Annotated in this window: 12 protein-coding genes; all 12 read right to left on the reverse strand. The window is 71.2% G+C overall.

The annotated features are described in order from the left end of the window. Positions 1–9 precede the first annotated feature (9 nt). The 12 genes from OM076_RS10725 to OM076_RS10775 all read right to left on the reverse strand — a co-directional run bounded on the left by OM076_RS10725 (position 10) and on the right by OM076_RS10775 (position 16170). Entirely contained in the window at positions 10–552 is a 543-nt protein-coding gene (locus OM076_RS10725) for a hypothetical protein (RefSeq protein WP_270039766.1), read from the reverse strand. Between the two features lie 260 nt (positions 553–812). Further along, on the reverse strand, positions 813–1175 hold the full coding sequence (locus OM076_RS10730) for a hypothetical protein (RefSeq protein ID WP_270039768.1): 363 nt from the start codon (positions 1173–1175) through the stop codon (positions 813–815). Positions 1176–1265: 90 nt separating this feature from the next. After that, complete coding sequence (locus OM076_RS10735) at positions 1266–3641, reverse strand: arylsulfatase (RefSeq protein ID WP_270039771.1); 2376 nt, start codon at positions 3639–3641, stop codon at positions 1266–1268. Between the two features lie 144 nt (positions 3642–3785). Beyond that, positions 3786–6011, reverse strand: coding sequence for a helix-turn-helix transcriptional regulator (locus tag OM076_RS10740; RefSeq protein ID WP_270039773.1), 2226 nt, complete (start codon positions 6009–6011; stop codon positions 3786–3788). Between the two features lie 415 nt (positions 6012–6426). Beyond that, complete coding sequence (locus OM076_RS46820) at positions 6427–6699, reverse strand: histidine kinase (protein WP_372518023.1); 273 nt, start codon at positions 6697–6699, stop codon at positions 6427–6429. Further along, positions 6683–6928: a hypothetical protein gene (locus tag OM076_RS46825; protein WP_372518024.1), complete on the reverse strand. Its 246-nt coding sequence runs from the start codon at positions 6926–6928 to the stop codon at positions 6683–6685. Before OM076_RS46825 ends, OM076_RS46820 begins: the two co-directional genes overlap by 17 nt. Before the next feature lie 43 nt (positions 6929–6971). Beyond that, positions 6972–7439: a DUF1269 domain-containing protein gene (locus tag OM076_RS10750; protein WP_270039777.1), complete on the reverse strand. Its 468-nt coding sequence runs from the start codon at positions 7437–7439 to the stop codon at positions 6972–6974. A 124-nt stretch (positions 7440–7563) separates the two neighbouring features. Next, the gene (locus tag OM076_RS10755; protein WP_270039780.1) at positions 7564–8523 is read right to left on the reverse strand and encodes a TolB family protein; all 960 of its coding nucleotides are present in this window, start codon (positions 8521–8523) and stop codon (positions 7564–7566) included. 95 nt (positions 8524–8618) lie between these two features. After that, positions 8619–11651, reverse strand: a complete 3033-nt coding sequence (locus tag OM076_RS45980; protein WP_270039783.1) for a protein kinase domain-containing protein — start codon at positions 11649–11651, stop codon at positions 8619–8621. Then, positions 11624–13102 carry an AfsR/SARP family transcriptional regulator gene (locus OM076_RS10765; protein ID WP_270039785.1) on the reverse strand — a complete coding sequence of 493 codons (1479 nt, stop codon included), beginning with the start codon at positions 13100–13102 and terminating at the stop codon, positions 11624–11626. The genes OM076_RS45980 and OM076_RS10765 overlap by 28 nt, the downstream gene beginning before the upstream one ends. 63 nt (positions 13103–13165) lie before the next feature. Then, positions 13166–14737, reverse strand: a complete 1572-nt coding sequence (locus OM076_RS10770; protein WP_270039788.1) for a sensor histidine kinase — start codon at positions 14735–14737, stop codon at positions 13166–13168. Continuing rightward, positions 14719–16170, reverse strand: coding sequence for a TRAP transporter substrate-binding protein (locus OM076_RS10775; protein ID WP_270039791.1), 1452 nt, complete (start codon positions 16168–16170; stop codon positions 14719–14721). The genes OM076_RS10770 and OM076_RS10775 overlap by 19 nt, the downstream gene beginning before the upstream one ends. Positions 16171–16268 lie beyond the last annotated feature (98 nt).

Genomic DNA, 16268 nt, shown 5'->3' on the forward strand with positions numbered 1-16268 from the left:
GCGTTCGGGTTAGGCGGGCTGGCGGTTGGTCGCTAGGGCGTGGAGCTCCTCAGCCTCCTCCCGGGAGTGCAGGCCGATCTCGACCAGGTCGAGCGGGCTGATGAACCCGTCGCTGATGCGGAAGCCGCCGGCGCGCGCGACCGCGTCGCGCAGCGGCACCGCCCAGTGGTGCTCGATCAGCACCAGCGCCGCGGCGGAGTCGTTCGGGATCTCCTCGATGACGTCCCAGGCGTCCTCGTCGGAGAAGACGGTCGTTCCGTCGGCGGCAGCCTGGGCGCCGGCCTCGGCGCCCGTGGCCATGCCCGTCTCGCCCTCGATCCCGAGGCCGATCAGCGCGCCGATCTCGGTCCCGAGCTCGATCGCTTCGTCCTTCGAGAGATTGCTGAGATGCGCGACCTCGATCTCGCCCTCGGCGTCCTTGTGCACGGCGAGCGCGTCGATCACCCGTACCGTGTCGCTGCTGCGTAGGCGTTCGAGCTCGGCGATGATCTCGCCGTGGAAATTCGGGTGCTCGAATCCGAGCACGATCAGCTGAACTGGTCCGATGGCCATGACGCTCCTTCTGCCGTATCCGTTACGGCGATTGACACCCCTTTGAACCTGCCGCGGCTAGCGCCCGCGCGCATCGCCCGCATTGGATGAATGGCGGGTCAGCTGTCGACCGCAGGGTTGATCTCGTCCCGATTGGGCTGCACCGTGACCTTCGACAACGGCGCGACGGGAGCCTCTACTACGCCGGCGCCAAGACACTCGCCGCGCCCGCCGCGGAACACCGGCTGCGTGTTCCCTCAAGCGCCGCCCAGATCGACCCCTCACTCTGGACGGCGTTCGCGGAGGCCACCGTGCGAAGACGCGATCCCGACGGCGATGAGCGCGTGCAGCGCTGACGCCGGCCAGAGAAGGACGCCATCGGCGGAGCCCGCGATCCCCGCCGAGGCCAGCAGCGCCGCTGTCGACGCGTTGTAGACGACGAACGCGACGCGGATCCCTCGCTCGGGTGCGCGCGGGTCGGTCAGACCGCCACCGATGCCGAGCGCGAGCAATGCCCCGCCCAGCACCCTGCCGACGACCGACGCGTCTGCGGTGGACGATCCGATCAATGCGTCGAGGACCACCGATGGGGCCGCGACGAGGGCGACGCCGGTCGCGATCTCGAACACGGCCCCGGCGCGCACGGGAGTGCTGAGGAGAGCCGTGGCCCTCGCCTGGGTTCTCACTCGGTTCATTGGGGAGTCAGCCGGCGGGGGTGGTGATGAGCCGGGCTCCTATTCGCGGGCCATCATCGCGACGGCTTCGCGTTCCAGGTCGAGGTAGGGGTCGCCGCTGACGTCGATCGCGACCCGCTTGATCGTGCCGCCGGTGAACGCGAACGGCGCCGTGCCGGGGTAGTCCTGGGTGACCGGGTCGCTGCTGTCGCGTCCGACGCACAGTCCGTCGCCGGCGAGCGAGAACTTGCCCGGCTGGGTTCGGATGCGTCCCTCCCCGACTTTGACGTCGCCGTGGTAGAGCGACAGCGTCCCGGTCGCCACGCCGGGCGGGTCCTCGCCGTCCTTCTCGAAGGCGGCCGAGAGGACCACGTTCTCGCCGGTCGGCAGCTCGGTGTCGGCGACGATCTTCTGTTCGAGGCTGCCGACGAAGCTGTAGACGTAGTGCAGTCGGTTGTCCTTCATGTAGAGGGCGTGCCCGCCGAAGCGCGAGCCGTGCGCGAACAGCACACCGCTCACGCCGGCTGCGCCGTTGGACCCGCGTTCGGGGATGTCGACGAGCGCGCCGATCGCGTAGGAGCGGTTACGGATGTTGACCGCCTGCGACTCCGGGACGTCGGCGAGGCCGGGGTAGTAGACGTAGCGGTTGCGCGGCGGCGTGAGCATCGGCCGCGGCGTGGTGATGATCTCCAGCGCCGAGCGGTCGTCGAGCGGGAACGCGCCGTTGGCACCCGCTTCGGCGTACCAGAGGGTGATCATCTCCTGGAGGCGCTCGGGCTCCTGCTCGGCGAGGTTGTGGGTCTCGGAGCGGTCGACGTCGGTGTGGTAGAGCTCCCAGGTGTCCTGGGCGAAGGCGGACCAGCCGCTGATCGTCGGGTGGGTGGTGACGGCGGTCCAGCCGCTGTGCCAGATGCTGCGCGAGCCGAGCATCGAGTAGAACTGCGTCTCGCGCGCGCTCGGCAGCGCCGCGGCGTCGAAGCTGTAGCGCATGCTGACGCCGTCGAAGTGGCTCTGCACATGGCCGGCGATCGTCTCGGGCGCCTCGATGCCGAGGGCGTCGAGGATCGTCGGCACGAGGTCGATCGCGTGGTGGTACTGCTCGCGGATCTCCCCCTTCGCCGCGATGCCGGCCGGCCAGGAGATGATGCACGGGTCAGACGTGCCGCCGGCGAACTCGTAGCGCTTCCACATCTTGAACGGCGTGTTGAACGCCATCGCCCAGCCGTTGGGGTAGTGGTTGTAGGTCTTCGGCCCGCCGAGCTCGTCGAGCATCGCGAGGTTCTCGGCGATGTCGTCGGGGATCCCGTTGGCGAACTTCATCTCGTTGACCGACCCGTTGGGGCCGCCCTCGCCGCTGGCGCCGTTGTCGGACACCAGGATCACCATCGTGTTCTCGCGCTGGCCGGTCTCCTCGAGGTAGTCCAGCAGCCGCCCGATCTGCGCGTCGGCGTGCGCCAGGAAGCCGGCGTAGACCTCGGCCATCCGGCAGAACAGCCGCTGCTCCTCGGCAGACAGCGAGTCCCACGGGCGCGTGTAATCGAGCGCCGGGAACGGCTCGCCCTTGGGCCCGGTGCGCGTCTCCGGGGTGCCGATCGGGTTGATCGGCGGCAGTTCGGTGTCGGGCGGGACGATCCCCAGTTCCTTCTGGCGCGCGAGCGTCTGCTCACGGATCGCCTCATAGCCCATGTCAAAGCGGCCCTTGAACTTCTCGATCCATTCCTTGGGGGCGTGGTGCGGGGCGTGTGCCGCCCCGGGTGCGTAGTACAGGAAGAACGGCTTCTCGGGCGCGAGCACCTTCGCGTCCTTGATGAACTCCAGCGCCTTGTCGGTGATGTCCTCGCCGAAGTGGTAGCCCTCCTCGGGCGAACGCGGCGGATCGACCGGGTGGCTGTCGTACATCAACTCCGGATACCACATGCTGGTCTCGGCTCCCAGGAACCCGTACCAGCGCTCGAACCCGCGCCCGTTCGGCCAGTTGCGCCGGGACGAGGCCAGGTTCATCTCGGCCTCCGGGCACAGATGCCACTTGCCGACCATGTACGTATTCCAGCCACGCTCGCCCAGGATCTGCTGGATCTGACCGTTCTCGGGCGGAATCACGCCGCTGGCGTTCGGGAACCCGCTCGCCGCCTCGGTGATGCACGCCATGCTGTTGCGCGTGTGGTTGCGCCCGGTCAGCAGGCACGAGCGCGTCGGCGAGCACAGCGCCGTCGTGTGCCACTGCGTGTAGCGCACCCCGGACCCGGCGATCCGGTCGATGTTCGGCGTCTCGATCGGCCCGCCGTAGCACGACATCGCCGAGAAGCCGACGTCGTCCAGCACGGCGTACACCACGTTCGGTGCCCCCTCGGGCGCCTTCGGCGGCACGAACGGCGACCAATCCGGCACCGAATCCCGGATGTCCACGTTGATCTTGCCCTTGAACGGCACGCTCATCACGCGCTCCCTTTCAGTCGGCGCGAAGTACGGGGCTTGCTGCCCCGAACCGATCTTCGATTCCGAGACTCGACGACCACGCCGCACCACGCATCGCCCCGATTGGATGAACACCGCCGCCAACTGGGCGCGACGAGCAACCGTCTAGAGCAGCCCAACCTTGCGTGCTCGTTCGATCGCGTCGGTGCGCGACGCGACGTCGAGCTTGCGGTAGATCGAGACGGCGTGGGATTTCACGGTATGCCGGGACAGGAACAGGCGCTCGCCGATCTCCGGGTAGGAGAGGTGCGTCGTCATCAGCGGTAGGAGTCGCAACTCGGCGGCAGTCAGCGCCGAGGCGCCAAGCTCGCCGCCCGGCGAGGGAGTAAGCATCGAGCGCAGCCGTTCAGCTTGCTGGCCGAGGGCACCGAGATCTGCGACATGACGCCCGATGGCGTCGATCTCGCTCAGCACGGTCCGCGCGCCGGCGTGGTCTGCCAGGCCGACATAGGCGTGGGCCATCTCCAGCCGGGCCTGCACCGCGGGGACCGGGAACGCGTAGGTCAACCCCGCAAGACGGCGCTGCGCTTCGACGAGGAACTTCACCGCGGTGTCGGCTCGGTCCCCGTGCAGTGCGGTGCGCGCGGCGACGGCGTAAACGAGCGCATGGAGCGGCGCCTCCTGGTTTCGCGAGCGCTGAGTCGTCCAGATCGCCTGTTCGGCGTGGGTGTCAGCCTTCGCCCACAGCTCGCTCGCGATGGCGACGAGGGCACGTTCGGCCTGGGAGACGGGAACCACGACAGGCGTCGCCCGGGTGGTCGCAAAGGCACGCGCCTCGGCGGCGGCGTCGACGAACAGATCATCGGCCTCGTCGTCCTCGCCCAACAGGAGCTTGGACATTCCGAGCAGAGCCATGGCGGGCGGGCGCCACGAACTGGTCGAAGCCATCGTGGCGACAGCGAAGCCGGCGTCTTCGCGCATGGTCTCGATGCCCTGCCGGCACCGGAATGCGCGCAGCAGTGCCTGCCAGGAGCCGATCGCCGCGGTCCCGTCCGGAAGGAGTCCGTCGTGGTGACCGGATTCGGCCAGCTCGGTCCAGTGATCGGATTGCGCCGGCTGGCCATTGACGCAGCAGAAGATGGCAGCGATCACGGCGACCGCCGGGTAGCGCTCGATCCCGTCCTGTTCGCGCAGCCACCCCAGCCACTGGTTGACGGTGGCGACCCGCCCGCTATGGAAGACCGGCTGAGCCAGACGCGTCACGGCGCTCGTCACCCGATCAAGGTCATGATCGGCTTGCGCGTACGCGATGGCCGCAACATCGTCGCCGGCGGCCAGGCACCAGTCAGACGCACGTCCGAGAATCGGCGAGACCAGCTCAGGTTCCTGGCGCGGCAGCTCGGGGATCAGCAGCTCGCGCAGCAGGTGATGGCAGCGGTACCAGGTGCGGTCGCGGTCGAGGCTGATCACGAAGTGGTTCGAGCGCTCCAGCCTTTCGAGCATCTCGGCCGATCCGAGGGATCCGAGCGCCGCGTCGCAAAGCGGACCAGACAGCCGGTCGAGCACGCTGGTGCGGGTGAGGAAGCGCAACTCGTCGTCCGGCAGGCTCGCGATCAGCTCAGACCGCAGGAAGTCGTAGACAAGCGGATCGTTCCCGGTGAAGGTGGTGTGCGTGCGCGTCCCCGGGTTGGTCGCGGCGGCCGCGAGCCCGGCTAGGTACAGGCCCGCCGGCCAGCCTTCGGTCCGGTCGACGAGTGTCGTCACCTCGTCCGAGGACAACCGCGCGGCCGCGCTCTGCAACAGCGCCTCCGCCTCCGCGACGTCCATCCGCAGCGCGTCCCTGCCGACCTCCACGCTCAGCTCACGCGTCCGCCACCGACCGAGGGGAAGCCCGACGGGGTCGCGCGTCGAAAGGACCAGATGCGAGCCCTGAGCGATGTGTCCGGCCAATGCCACGATCGCATCCAGGCACTCCCGGCTCGTGATGGCGTGGACGTCGTCGAGCACGAGCACTACCGGTTCGCTCACGTGTGCGATCGCAGCCCCAAGGCGAGGTACAAGCTTCGTCTCGACCGATGCACCGGGCGAGGCCAGAGCCTCGAACACGCCGGGATCGACCGCCGTGACGGCGTCGAGTGCCGCCGTGATGTAGGTGAGGAGCACCACCGGGTCGTTGTCGTGCTCGTCGACGGAGACCCATGCGAAAGGGTGAGCGGAGTCTTCGGCCCACTGCGCCAGCGTCGTCGTCTTCCCGTAGCCGGCGCCGGCACACAACACCACGATCGAGGCATCCTCCGACTGTTCCAGCTGCGCGACGAGCGCTTCGCGCGGAACGCTGTGCCGGCTGAGCCGCGGAGGCCGCAGCTTGGACTCGAGCAGTTCGAACGGCATGTCGACGCCGGGCCGCCGACCGACTGCTGCATGGGCAGTTGTCTCGCGCGACATCATCCCGGATCGATTGAGGGGCCTCAGTGGTAGTCGTCGCACCGAGCATGGAGCTCGACGCCCGGTTCGAGTCGCATCGCACCAGCTTTGTGACGGTGGCCTGAGGACGCATCACCCCATTCGGATGATGAAGCTCACGAGTCGGGCGGCTCAGCGTCGGCGCGGCGAGAGACGTCTTGACTGGCGTTGAACGGGGATCTCGCCGGTGATCCGGACTCCGCGTCCGAGCCCAGCATCGATCTGGAGGGCGCCTCCGACGGCCGCCAGGCGGTCCGTGAGGTTGATCAGGCCGGCTCCGAGCGCGACATCGCCGGGATCGAATCCCGCCCCGTCGTCCTCGACGTTGAAGCAGACGTGTCCATCAGCTTCGCGGGTAGACACCGTGCGCGACAGCGCGCAGCTCCTCGATGGCTTCGTCGACCTCGATGCCGAGACGCTCGAGCATTGTCCGCTCCTCGGATCGACCGAGCCGCTCACCCGCCAGCGTGAGGTGGATCCGCAGCGCCACCAGCCGCTGCTGCGTGCCGTCGTGCAGGTCACGTTCGATCCGCCGCCGCTCAGCGCGAAGCCGAGTCGCTTTGGCGCGACGATCGAGCGCGATCGGGCCTCTCTCCAGGTCAGTACTGCGCAGCACTGGCGTTGGCGGCGACGGCCTTCGCCGTCTGTTGCATGAACGCGCCGACGATCCAGAGCAACATCTGCGCTTCCTTCAGTTGTTGTGGACAAGCTGCGGGCCGCTTGGGTACGCGGTCGCTGTGACAACCCTGGATCACGTTGGTGCGCAGCGCATCGCCCCGATTGGACGATCTCTCGGTTCGCATCCGAGTGACCGCGCCGCGATGCCCGTTGACCGCCTGCGCCATTCTGGCCGCTCTCGCCTCAGCCCGAGAACGGCGCGAGTCGCGGTCAAACGCCCGCGCTGTCGGACGCCTCGCGGAGAGCCGCCTCGTCGAGCTCGTGTGCCTCCGTTTCACCGCCACGGCCGACGAGGATGGACTCGACGGCGACGAGTTCGTCGGGATCCGCGAGCACACCGACGGCGGCCCTGCCGCCACGCAGTGCCGCACCGAGACGCTCCCGATCGGCGTCGTCGAGGCCCAGGTTCTTGTGGTGCAGCTTGCCCAGCAGCGCGCCACCGGCGGCCCCGACGCCGAAGCCGATCGGCCCGAGCACGCCGAGGACGGCCCCGGCCGCCAGGCCCTTGCCGCCGCTCGTCGCGCCGACCTTGTGGGTCTTGAGCTTGCCGTGCTCGTCGAGCACGAGGACGCCGATCGCGTCGTCGATGACCGCGCCGGCCTCCTGCAGAGCCGCAGCGGCCTCGTCGGCGTCCGTCTCGGCGTCGAAGATGGAGATGACCAGTCGCCGCTCGGCCATGGTGCCCGTCCTTTCCTCGCGCCGTCGCCGGCGCCCTCGAAGCGAATGCCGATCATCGGCCACGGAGAGCGCTCGCGCGTCACCCGCACCAGGTGACGCGCCTCCGGGAGGATCGGGCACCGGGCTAGTCGTCGTCGTCCTCGGCGCGCGCGTCCCTGGGGACCGGCTGCCAGTCAGGATGATGGCCGTCGAACCCCGGCCGCACCGGCTTCTGGCGGCTGCCGTCCGCGCGCATCGTGAAGAGCTCGCCGGTGTTGAAGACGATCTTGCGCCCGTCGGGCGACCAGGCAGGGTTGTAGCCCCCGGCCGTCGTGAGCCGGGTCGGCGGGGAGCCGCCATCGCGGCGCATCACGTAGACATCCCACTGCTCGTCGGGCGTCGCGACATTCCAGTGGAAGGCGATCCGCTTTCCATCAGGGGACCAGTCCAGGCCCTCCTCGTCGGTATCCGTGGCGGTCAGTGCCCGCAGGTGGGAGCCGTCCGGGCGGATCGTGGCGATGTCGTTCTCGAACCCGCTGTCGTCGCGCATGAACACGATCTCGCCCCCGTCCGGCGACCAGACCGGATAGCGATCGACGATGCCCGGGCTGCGTGTCAGGTTGCGCTCGCCCGTTCCGTTGACCCGCACGGTTATCAGGTCGGCCTGGGAGTCGCCGTCGAGCCAGCGGTGGAACACGAGCCGGTCACCGTCGGGCGACCAGGCCGGGCCACCGTCGTCGACCTTGTTTTTCGTGACCTGCCGTAGCCCGGATCCGTTGGCGTTCATCACGAAGATCTCTTGGTCGGCCCGACCCAGGGCGGGATCGATGGGGTTGTCCGGACCCGTCCGGGTGCTCCAAAAGGCGATCATGCTCCCGTCCGCGCTCCAGCTGGCGAAATCGTCGGCGGCGGGCGAGTCGGGCGTCAGGTTGAGCAGATTGCGCCCGTTCGGACTGATGGTGTAGATGTCGGCTGTGCTTTCGTCGTCGGCGTCGTCGAAGTGGGTGAACACGATCTTCCCGTTGTGGCCCGGGAACGTCGCGTGCGCCGGCGTCGCCGTCACAGCGAGCGCGCATGCGGCGCACAGCAAGGCTCTTGTGAGCATTTGGACTCTCCTGCTCGTCGACCGCCCAATGCGGTCGATCCGGTCCACGATCGAGCGCGGCGGTTGCGCGCCGCTGAACGCGGACTGAACGGCGCTTAACCCGAGAGGCTCGCCGGCACCTCGATGACGCGCTCGATGGCCGCACCCTCGAGCGAGATCGGGAGCCGCACGCTCTTCGGCGTGGCGTCGGTGACACGCAGGACGGTCACGCGCGCGGGAGCGATGTCGCCGCGGTCGAACGTGAAGCTGCCGAGGATGCCATCGGTGACGTGGAGCGCGCGCAGCGACCGCAGGACCGACGCGCGCGTCCCGTCGGAGCGCGCGATCGCGTGCAGGACGACCTCCGCCGCCGCGGCGGCGTTCATCGCAAAGCCCCGGCGCGCCGCCGGGCCGAAGCGCGCGGCGAAGCGCGCGGCGGCCGGCGTCAGCGAGCCGGCGTCGGGCAACGCTTCCGTCGTCGCCAGGTGGACGCCGTGGGCGGCGCGTCCTGCGCTGTGGAGCAGGCCGCCGACGTCGAACTGGTCGCCGACCATGATCGCGACGCGCGGACCCAGCCGCGCACGAAGCGCCTTGACCAGCGCGCCGCCCACCCAGTCGGCGCCGCCGATCACGACGCCGTCGACTCGGGCGCGGGCAACCCGGTCGGCGACGGCGGCGTACTCGCCGGTGTCGACGCCGAAGTCGTCCGACCCGGCGACGCCGACGCCGAGCCGCGCGGCAGCGCGGCGGAACGGATCACCGAGCACGCCCCGCAGGTCGTCGTCGTCGGGGTCGAGCAGGTAGACGCGCGCGAGCCGCAGCCGCTGCGCGAGCAGCGCCAGTGCAACGCCCTCGACGTCGGCGCGGCCAATGACGCGAGCGTAGTTGGGCGTGCCCGTGGGGTAGTAGCGGTCCAGCGCGACCGGGCGCCCGGGCACGATCGGTGGTCCACGCGTGAGGCTCGGGTCGGTGTTCGACGGGCTGACCAGCGCGAGCGGGCCGCCCGGAGCGCGGTTGAGGATCGGGATCTGGAGCTGGGCGCAGTAGGAGGAGAACGGGCCGATCACCGCCACGACCTGCTCGGCGCGGGCGAACGCGTTGGCGTTCGCGGCGCAGCGCCGCCTCTCGTAGCCGCCGGTCTGCGCCGTCGACTCGTCGCAGGACTGGTAGCCGACCACGTGCCGGCCCGCGCGGAAACCATGGTCCTTGAGGACCCAGCGGATTGCGTCCGCGAGCCCGCGCGCGACGTCGCCGTCGCTGCCCTGAAGCGGGAAATCGGACGCCATCAGCACGTCCGGTGTCGCGCCGCCGGACTCGACGGCGGTGCATGCCGCCGCCGGGAGCCTGCCGTCGCGGGTCCCGCCCGCGACACTGATCCAGGCCGAGCCGGCGCCCACGGCCAGGGACTGGACAGCTTCGATGCGGACCTGCTTGGTGACGGCGTTCGTGCGGCCGTCGACGCGAGTGACCACGCCGTCCTCGTAGTCGGCCGTCCACGCCGCCCCGTCGCCGTAGCTGACGAAGGAGAGCGGGCCGCCGACGTCGATCGGCCGGACGCGGGGCGGCGGTCCGGGCTCGATGCGCCAGAGCAGGCCGTCATCGGGCGACGTGACCCAGACCGCGCCGCCTCCGACGGCGATGCCGGACAGGCCGCTGGTCTTGATCGGGATCCCCTCGGCGACGCGGTTCGTGGCCGGGTCGATCCGCGTCAGGTTGTGATCCGTCCAGTTGAGAAACCAGACGCCCTCGGCGCCCGCGGCGAGCGTGCTCACCCGCGTCTGGATGGGAATCTTCGCCACGATCCGCGCGCTCCGCGGATCGATGCGATAGATGCGGTTGTCGACGCCGACCGCCCACACCGACCCGGCGCCGACCGCCATCCGCGGGAACCCGTCACTTGGCGTCGCTCCGTACGCGCTCGGCTGACGCGACAGCTCGACGGTGCCTGTGACCTTCAGGCTGACCGGATCGACGCGCGAGACGCTGGTCGTGGTCCTCACGCCGAAGCGCTCGCTGCCGGCCCCGTTGCCAACCCAGACGGCTCCGCCGCCGACCGCGAGATCGGTCGGCCGCGGGCCGGCCGAGAACCGCCTCGCGGCCTGCGTCGTGAGATCGAGCCGGGCGACGGTTTCCGCTTCGCTGTCCAGCACCCAGACCGCGCCCTCGCCCACCGCGATGTTGCTCGGCGCCGTGGCGGCCTCCGTGAAGGACCCGATGCCGCCGTCCGCGTCGAGCGCGACGACGAAGCTGCCGGGCGGCAGGGCCTCGACGTCGCTGTCGGAGAGGTACAGCGCCGCGGCGGCCGCCGCCGCGAGCGCCGCCAGCGCCGCACCGATCCAGCGCGCGCGGTGCCGCTCCGGCGTGCGCACGCGCGCCGCCGCGGTCAGCTCGCCACAGCTTCCGTAGCGATCCTTCGGGTCGCGCGCAAAGGCCCGCTTGAACACGTGCTCAAACCCTTCAACCGGCGCGTAGTGCCCCTGCATGTGCGCCCACAGCGTCTCGGCCTCGCTCTCGCGCCGGAACGCCGGCGTGCCGGTCAGGCACTCATAGAGCACGCAGGCCAGCGCGTACTGGTCGCTGCGGGCGTCGACGCGCCCACCGGCGATCTGCTCGGGGGCGAGGTAGTCGAGCGAGCCCACGAGCCGGCCGGTGTCGGTCGTGACGCCTCCGAGCTGCTTGCTGACGCCGAAGTCGGTCAGATAGGCGTGGTCGTCGTCGTCGACCAAGATGTTGGCCGGCTTGACGTCGCGGTGCACGAGCCGGCTCCGGTGCGCCGCGTCGAGCGCGCTCGCGATCTGCCCGAGCAGCGCCAGTGTCCGCTCGAGCGCCAACGGGCCGTCGCGCCGGAGCAGCGTCCTGAGATCGCTGCCCTCGACGTAACGCATGGCCAGGAAGAGCTGGCCGTCCAGCTCACCCGCCTCGTAGATCGGGACGACGCTCGCGTGGTCGAGCGAGGCCGCGAGTCGCGACTCGTCGAGGAAACGTTTGCGGAAGCGCGGGTCCTCGGCCAGCTCGGGCACGATCAGCTTGAGTGCCACCGGGCGCTGCAGCTTCACGTCCGTCGCGCGGTAGACGACGCCCATGCCGCCGTGGCCGATCAGCTCCTCGAGCTCGTAGCCGATCACGGCGCCGACCCGGTCAGCGACCACGTGAAGCGCGTCATCGCCGGCGCGTCCGCCGCCGCTCCGCGCCGCACGAACACGGTCGGCGCGGGCGGGTCGGCGACGAGCGCGTCGCGCACGCGGCCGAGCCCTTCCTCGCGCCAGCGATCTGGGAACCCAACCACCAGGAGGCCGGCGCCCCGCGCGTGCTCGAAAACGGCGCGCCGCCCGGGGCGGGCGAGCACCGGCTCCGCGACCACGCCGCTGCGGCGTTGGACGATCAGCGAGGCGTCGGCCAGTAACCGGCTGGCGTCACGTCCGCGTCGGCCGGTGACGGCGCCGATCAGGCGCAGCGGAGCTCCGGTCGCGCGCGCTACGCGCGCGGCCAGCTCGAGCGCCGCCCAGTCGTGGCGTCCGGCCCCGAAGGGGACGAGCACCGGCCCGTCACGCGGCGCGCTGGTCAGCACGCCGACATCGCAGCGCGCGGTTTCGACCACCACGCGGGCGGCGCCTTCCAGCGGCGCGCCCTGCAGCAGGATCAGCTCGCACCCCTCGCGCTCGGCGAGCCGTGCGAGGTCGGGACCGGGCTCCGGCGACGAGAACGCCGCTGCGCGCGCTTCGGGAAGCTCGCGCGCACGGGCCGCGAGTGCGCTCGTCGCTGCGCTCACCTCGTTCGCCGGCACGACGCACGCGAGCACCAGCGGCGCCGCCAGCGACGTGGCCAGCGCCAGCAGATCGTCGAGGCGTTCGATCGAGGACGGGACGACCAGCAGCGAGCCCGCCGTCGGCACCTCGGCCGGTGGATCGAGCGCCGGGTCCTGCTGCAGGATCGCGGTCTCGAGCCTTCGCAGCTCCCCGCCCGGCTCGAGCCCGAGCTCGCTCGCCAACTCGCGCCGCGCCATCCGGTAGGCCTGCAGCGCCTCGGCCTGGCGCGCCGAGCGGTAGAGCGCGAGCATCAGCTGGCCGCGTAGCCGCTCGCGCAACGGGTGTTCCGCGATCACGGCCTCGAGCTCGCCGACCAGATCCGCGTGGCCGCCGTTGGCGAGGTCGTCGTCGATGCGCTCCTCCAGCGTGACGAGCCGCAACTCGTCCAGCCGGGCGCGCTCAGCTTGCACGCACGGCTCGTAGGCGAGGTCCTCGTATGCCGGCCCGCGCCACAGCGCGAGCGCCTCGTGCGGACGGCCCTCGGCGCGCAGCCGCTTGAACTTGCCCAGGTCGAGCTCTGACGCGTCGACCCGGAGGGCGTAGCCGGGCGGGCGCGTGGTCAGCCGGTCCGGCCCGAGCTCCTTGCGCAGCCGCGAGACGTAGACCTGGATGCTGTTCTCCGCGGTGGCCGGCGGCGCGTCGCCCCACAGCTCCGCCAGCAGGTGGTCCTTCGAGACGATCCCGTTCGGGTTCTGGAGCAGGATCGCCAACAGCGAGCGTTGCTTGATCCCGCCGAGCGCGACCGCGCGCCCGCCGTCGCTGACCTCAAGGGGGCCGAGGATGCGGAAGTCCATTGGGGGGGCTCCGGCCGACAGTACCGTTCCCCGGGGCACGCCGCCAGCCTCACCGTGACGGACCTACAACGGCATCGAGCGTGCGGTGTCAATCGGCAAGCGCGCTTCGACGGTCGTGCCGGCGTCATGCGGGCTGTGTACGTGCAGTTCGCCGTCGAGGGCTTGGACGCGGTCGCGCAGGCCGCTGAGCCCGGTCTCGGCCGGGTCGGCGCCGCCGATGCCGTCATCGGCGACGCGGAGGAGCAGTTCGTCGCCGCTCGCCGAGAGGTGAAGCCCGGCGCGCGTGGCGTGCGCGTGCTTCGTGATGTTGGCGAGCGCCTCGCTCGCGACGTAGTACGCCGTCAACGCGACCGGCGGCGGCAGCGTCGCGTCGGTGAGAGTCAAATCGACGGTCACGGGGACCGGAGCGCGGGCCGCGAGGTCAGCGAGAGCGCCGGCCAGGCCGCGTGCGATCAACGCCTGCGGGTAGAGACCACGCGCGATGTCGACGAGCTCCTGGTGCGCGAGGACGAGTTCGCCGCGCAGGGGCTCGAGGACCTGATCGGGCGGCAGCTCGCGCAGAAGCCGTTCCAGGTCTTCGACGTCACGCAGCGGGCCGGAGCGGAGCTCGGCTTCGAGCTGACGGCGCTCCTCGTAGGCGGCTTCGAGCAGCCCGCGACGCAGGCGGTGGAGCTCCTCGATGCGAGCGCGGATATCGCGATCGCGGCGGGCGTTGTCGATCGCGGTGGCCGCCACCGCGACGGCCGACTCGGCCAGCGCCCGGTCCGGCATGGCCGCGGGATCGTGGATCAGCGCGACCTCGGTCCCGTCGTCGAGGACGCGGCCGGTGATCGCGCGGGACGGGCCAGGCAGCGGGTCGGGCGCCGCGCGCCCGCCCTCGTCCGTCCAGCGGCCGCCGGGAAGGCGCAGCCGCAGCTCGAGGCCGGGGTCGTGCAGCGCGCGGGACAGCCTGGCAGTGATGGGCGCGCCGGCGGGCAAGGTGCCGAGCTCGACCACCAGACCCGAGGCGGCAGCAGCCTGCCAGCGCCCGGCGCGGAGCGGCACGAGCAGCGTGAGGGCCGTCGCGAGCAGCACGATGTCGTAGGCGATCAGCGACTCGGTCGGAGATCCCACCTGGGCGGCCGCGAGCACCGCGGTGACCGCGATTGCGACGGCGGCTAGCGCGGCGGCGGCGACCGGTGCCCGCAACGCCGGGGCGGTACGTGCGGTGCGGGCCAGCATCGCGGCTGCGATGAGACACGCGACCGCGGCGGACGGCCCGCGAACGCCGGTGGCGAGGGGGGCGAGCAGGGCGGCGACGGCGAGGACGGGGGACAGCCGGCGACCTGGGTAGGCGAGGAGCAGCAGCGCGAGCGGCGCACGGTGGGAAAGGACCGCGACGGCCGCGGCGTACGCGGGAAGGTCCCCGAGGCCGGCCAGTGTGCCCGCCACCCAGGTTGCAGCGACCGCGAGCGCGAGCCATCCCACGAGTCGCGAGCTGCGCACCGCCAGTGCCCCGCCGAGCGCGAATGCGACGGCCACGAGCGCGTCCAGCACCGCGAGAGCCGGCGCTCCGGCGGGCGCCGCGAGCTCGGCGACGACCGCGGCGAGCACCACCGCCCCAGCGCCGACACGGATCAGCGCACTCTGCGCCACGGGTGAGCCGTGTAGACGACGCTCATGCCGCCATCGATGACCCGGACCTCCTTGATGCTCAGCCGCCCGCCGTAGTAGCTCCAGCGCAGAACCTCGGGCGCCGAGGCGTCGACCCGTGGATGGGTGTAGCGGAACGTCACCTCGTTGCCGCGCACCTCGTAGGTCCCGGCGCCGTCGTAGTCGCCGACCGTGCCGGGCAGCACTGGATCGACGGTTCGGGTCCACTTGCCGTCCTGCAGACGCACGGTCCACTTCAACCCTTCGCGCGGCCCGAGGTAGCCGACGCCGCCTGCGTCGTAGTCCCGGGGCATGAGCCTGGTCACGTAGGTGCCCTCCGGGAGCGCCGCGTCGTCTCGTGGCGCGGGTGCCCGCGCCGGGCGCGGAGCGCATGCGGCGGGGAACGCGAGCCTGCGGGGACCCGCGCCGTCGGTCGCCTCGAAGGCTCGCATGACCGCGGCGGTCGCGGGTGCCTGACGCAGGGCGGCGCGGACGGACTCGGTCGCGCCGGCGAACCCGCGCAGTTGCGCCACGCTCGCCTCCTTCAGGCGCATGCCGGTGGAGCACACCGACTCGACCGCCTCGGCGTCGGCGGCCGGCCTTCGCGTGTCCGCGCGCGCGGTGTCCTCCGCCGCCGCCTGGATCACCTCGCGCTGGCTCGGCGACAGGCGCTTCCACGCCGCCGACGATGCGACCAGCGTCTCGATGCCCGTGAACATCGCGTAGGCCGTGAGGTTGTGCGCCGCGCGCCAGTAGTCGTAGGAGATGACGGTCCCCGCCGCCGTCTCGAGCCCGTCGAGCCGCCCCTCCTCCAGGCGCTTGTACACCTCGCCGGTCGAGATGCCCTGGACGGGCCGCGCCCCCAGTGCCTGCACGCTCGCGGCGGTCGTGGCCTCGTCGTAGAGACGGATGCGCAGCCCGCGGAACGCCTCGGGTCCGGCGAGCGGCTTGAGGGTGAGGAAGCGCCGGGGGTCGGACGGCGCCAGGTAGAGCGGGACGACGCCGGCGTGCTCGAGATCGGCCTTGAGCAATGCATCGGCCGGGCCGGCCAGTGCGCGCCTGGCGGCATCGAAGGTCGTGAGCACGAACGGCGCCTGCAGCGCGGCGAACGCCGGCGCGCCGGCGGACGACCAGGTGCGGCCGGGCAGAACCGCGAAGTCCAGCTCGCCTGCGCGCACCATCCGAGCGACGCGTGCCTCGTTGCCCGCCTCTCCTGACGGATACCGCTGGCTGATGTAGACCGTCAGAGTGCCGCCCGACAGCTCCCCGACGCGCTTCGCGAAGTGCTCGGCATAGGGCGTCTCCCCGTTGGGCGACTCGAGCTGGATCGCGGTCGGCTGGATCGCCGCCTTCGCGCCTGACTTGTTCGGTGGCTGGCCCGCGGTGCCGCCGCAGCCTGCGGCCACGAGCATGGCGAGAAGGGGAGCTCTGGTCATGGACCGATCGTCCACCGGACTGCGTTGGTTGCGCATCGGTGCGCACACCCGTCGGTCTCGGGGCGTGCACCGATCTTCGCCGGTCGCGCTGGTGCAGC

The sequence above is a fragment of the Solirubrobacter ginsenosidimutans genome (genome assembly GCF_027587205.1).

Coding starts and splice junctions, on each gene's coding strand:
- OM076_RS10755 (WP_270039780.1), bottom strand. CDS start 8,523: ATGCTCACAAGAGCCTTGCTGTGCGCCGCATGCGCGCTCGCTGTGACG.
- OM076_RS10765 (WP_270039785.1), bottom strand. CDS start 13,102: ATGGACTTCCGCATCCTCGGCCCCCTTGAGGTCAGCGACGGCGGGCGC.
- OM076_RS10725 (WP_270039766.1), bottom strand. CDS start 552: ATGGCCATCGGACCAGTTCAGCTGATCGTGCTCGGATTCGAGCACCCG.
- OM076_RS46825 (WP_372518024.1), bottom strand. CDS start 6,928: ATGGCGCAGGCGGTCAACGGGCATCGCGGCGCGGTCACTCGGATGCGA.
- OM076_RS10775 (WP_270039791.1), bottom strand. CDS start 16,170: ATGACCAGAGCTCCCCTTCTCGCCATGCTCGTGGCCGCAGGCTGCGGC.
- OM076_RS10750 (WP_270039777.1), bottom strand. CDS start 7,439: ATGGCCGAGCGGCGACTGGTCATCTCCATCTTCGACGCCGAGACGGAC.
- OM076_RS10735 (WP_270039771.1), bottom strand. CDS start 3,641: ATGAGCGTGCCGTTCAAGGGCAAGATCAACGTGGACATCCGGGATTCG.
- OM076_RS10740 (WP_270039773.1), bottom strand. CDS start 6,011: ATGCCGTTCGAACTGCTCGAGTCCAAGCTGCGGCCTCCGCGGCTCAGC.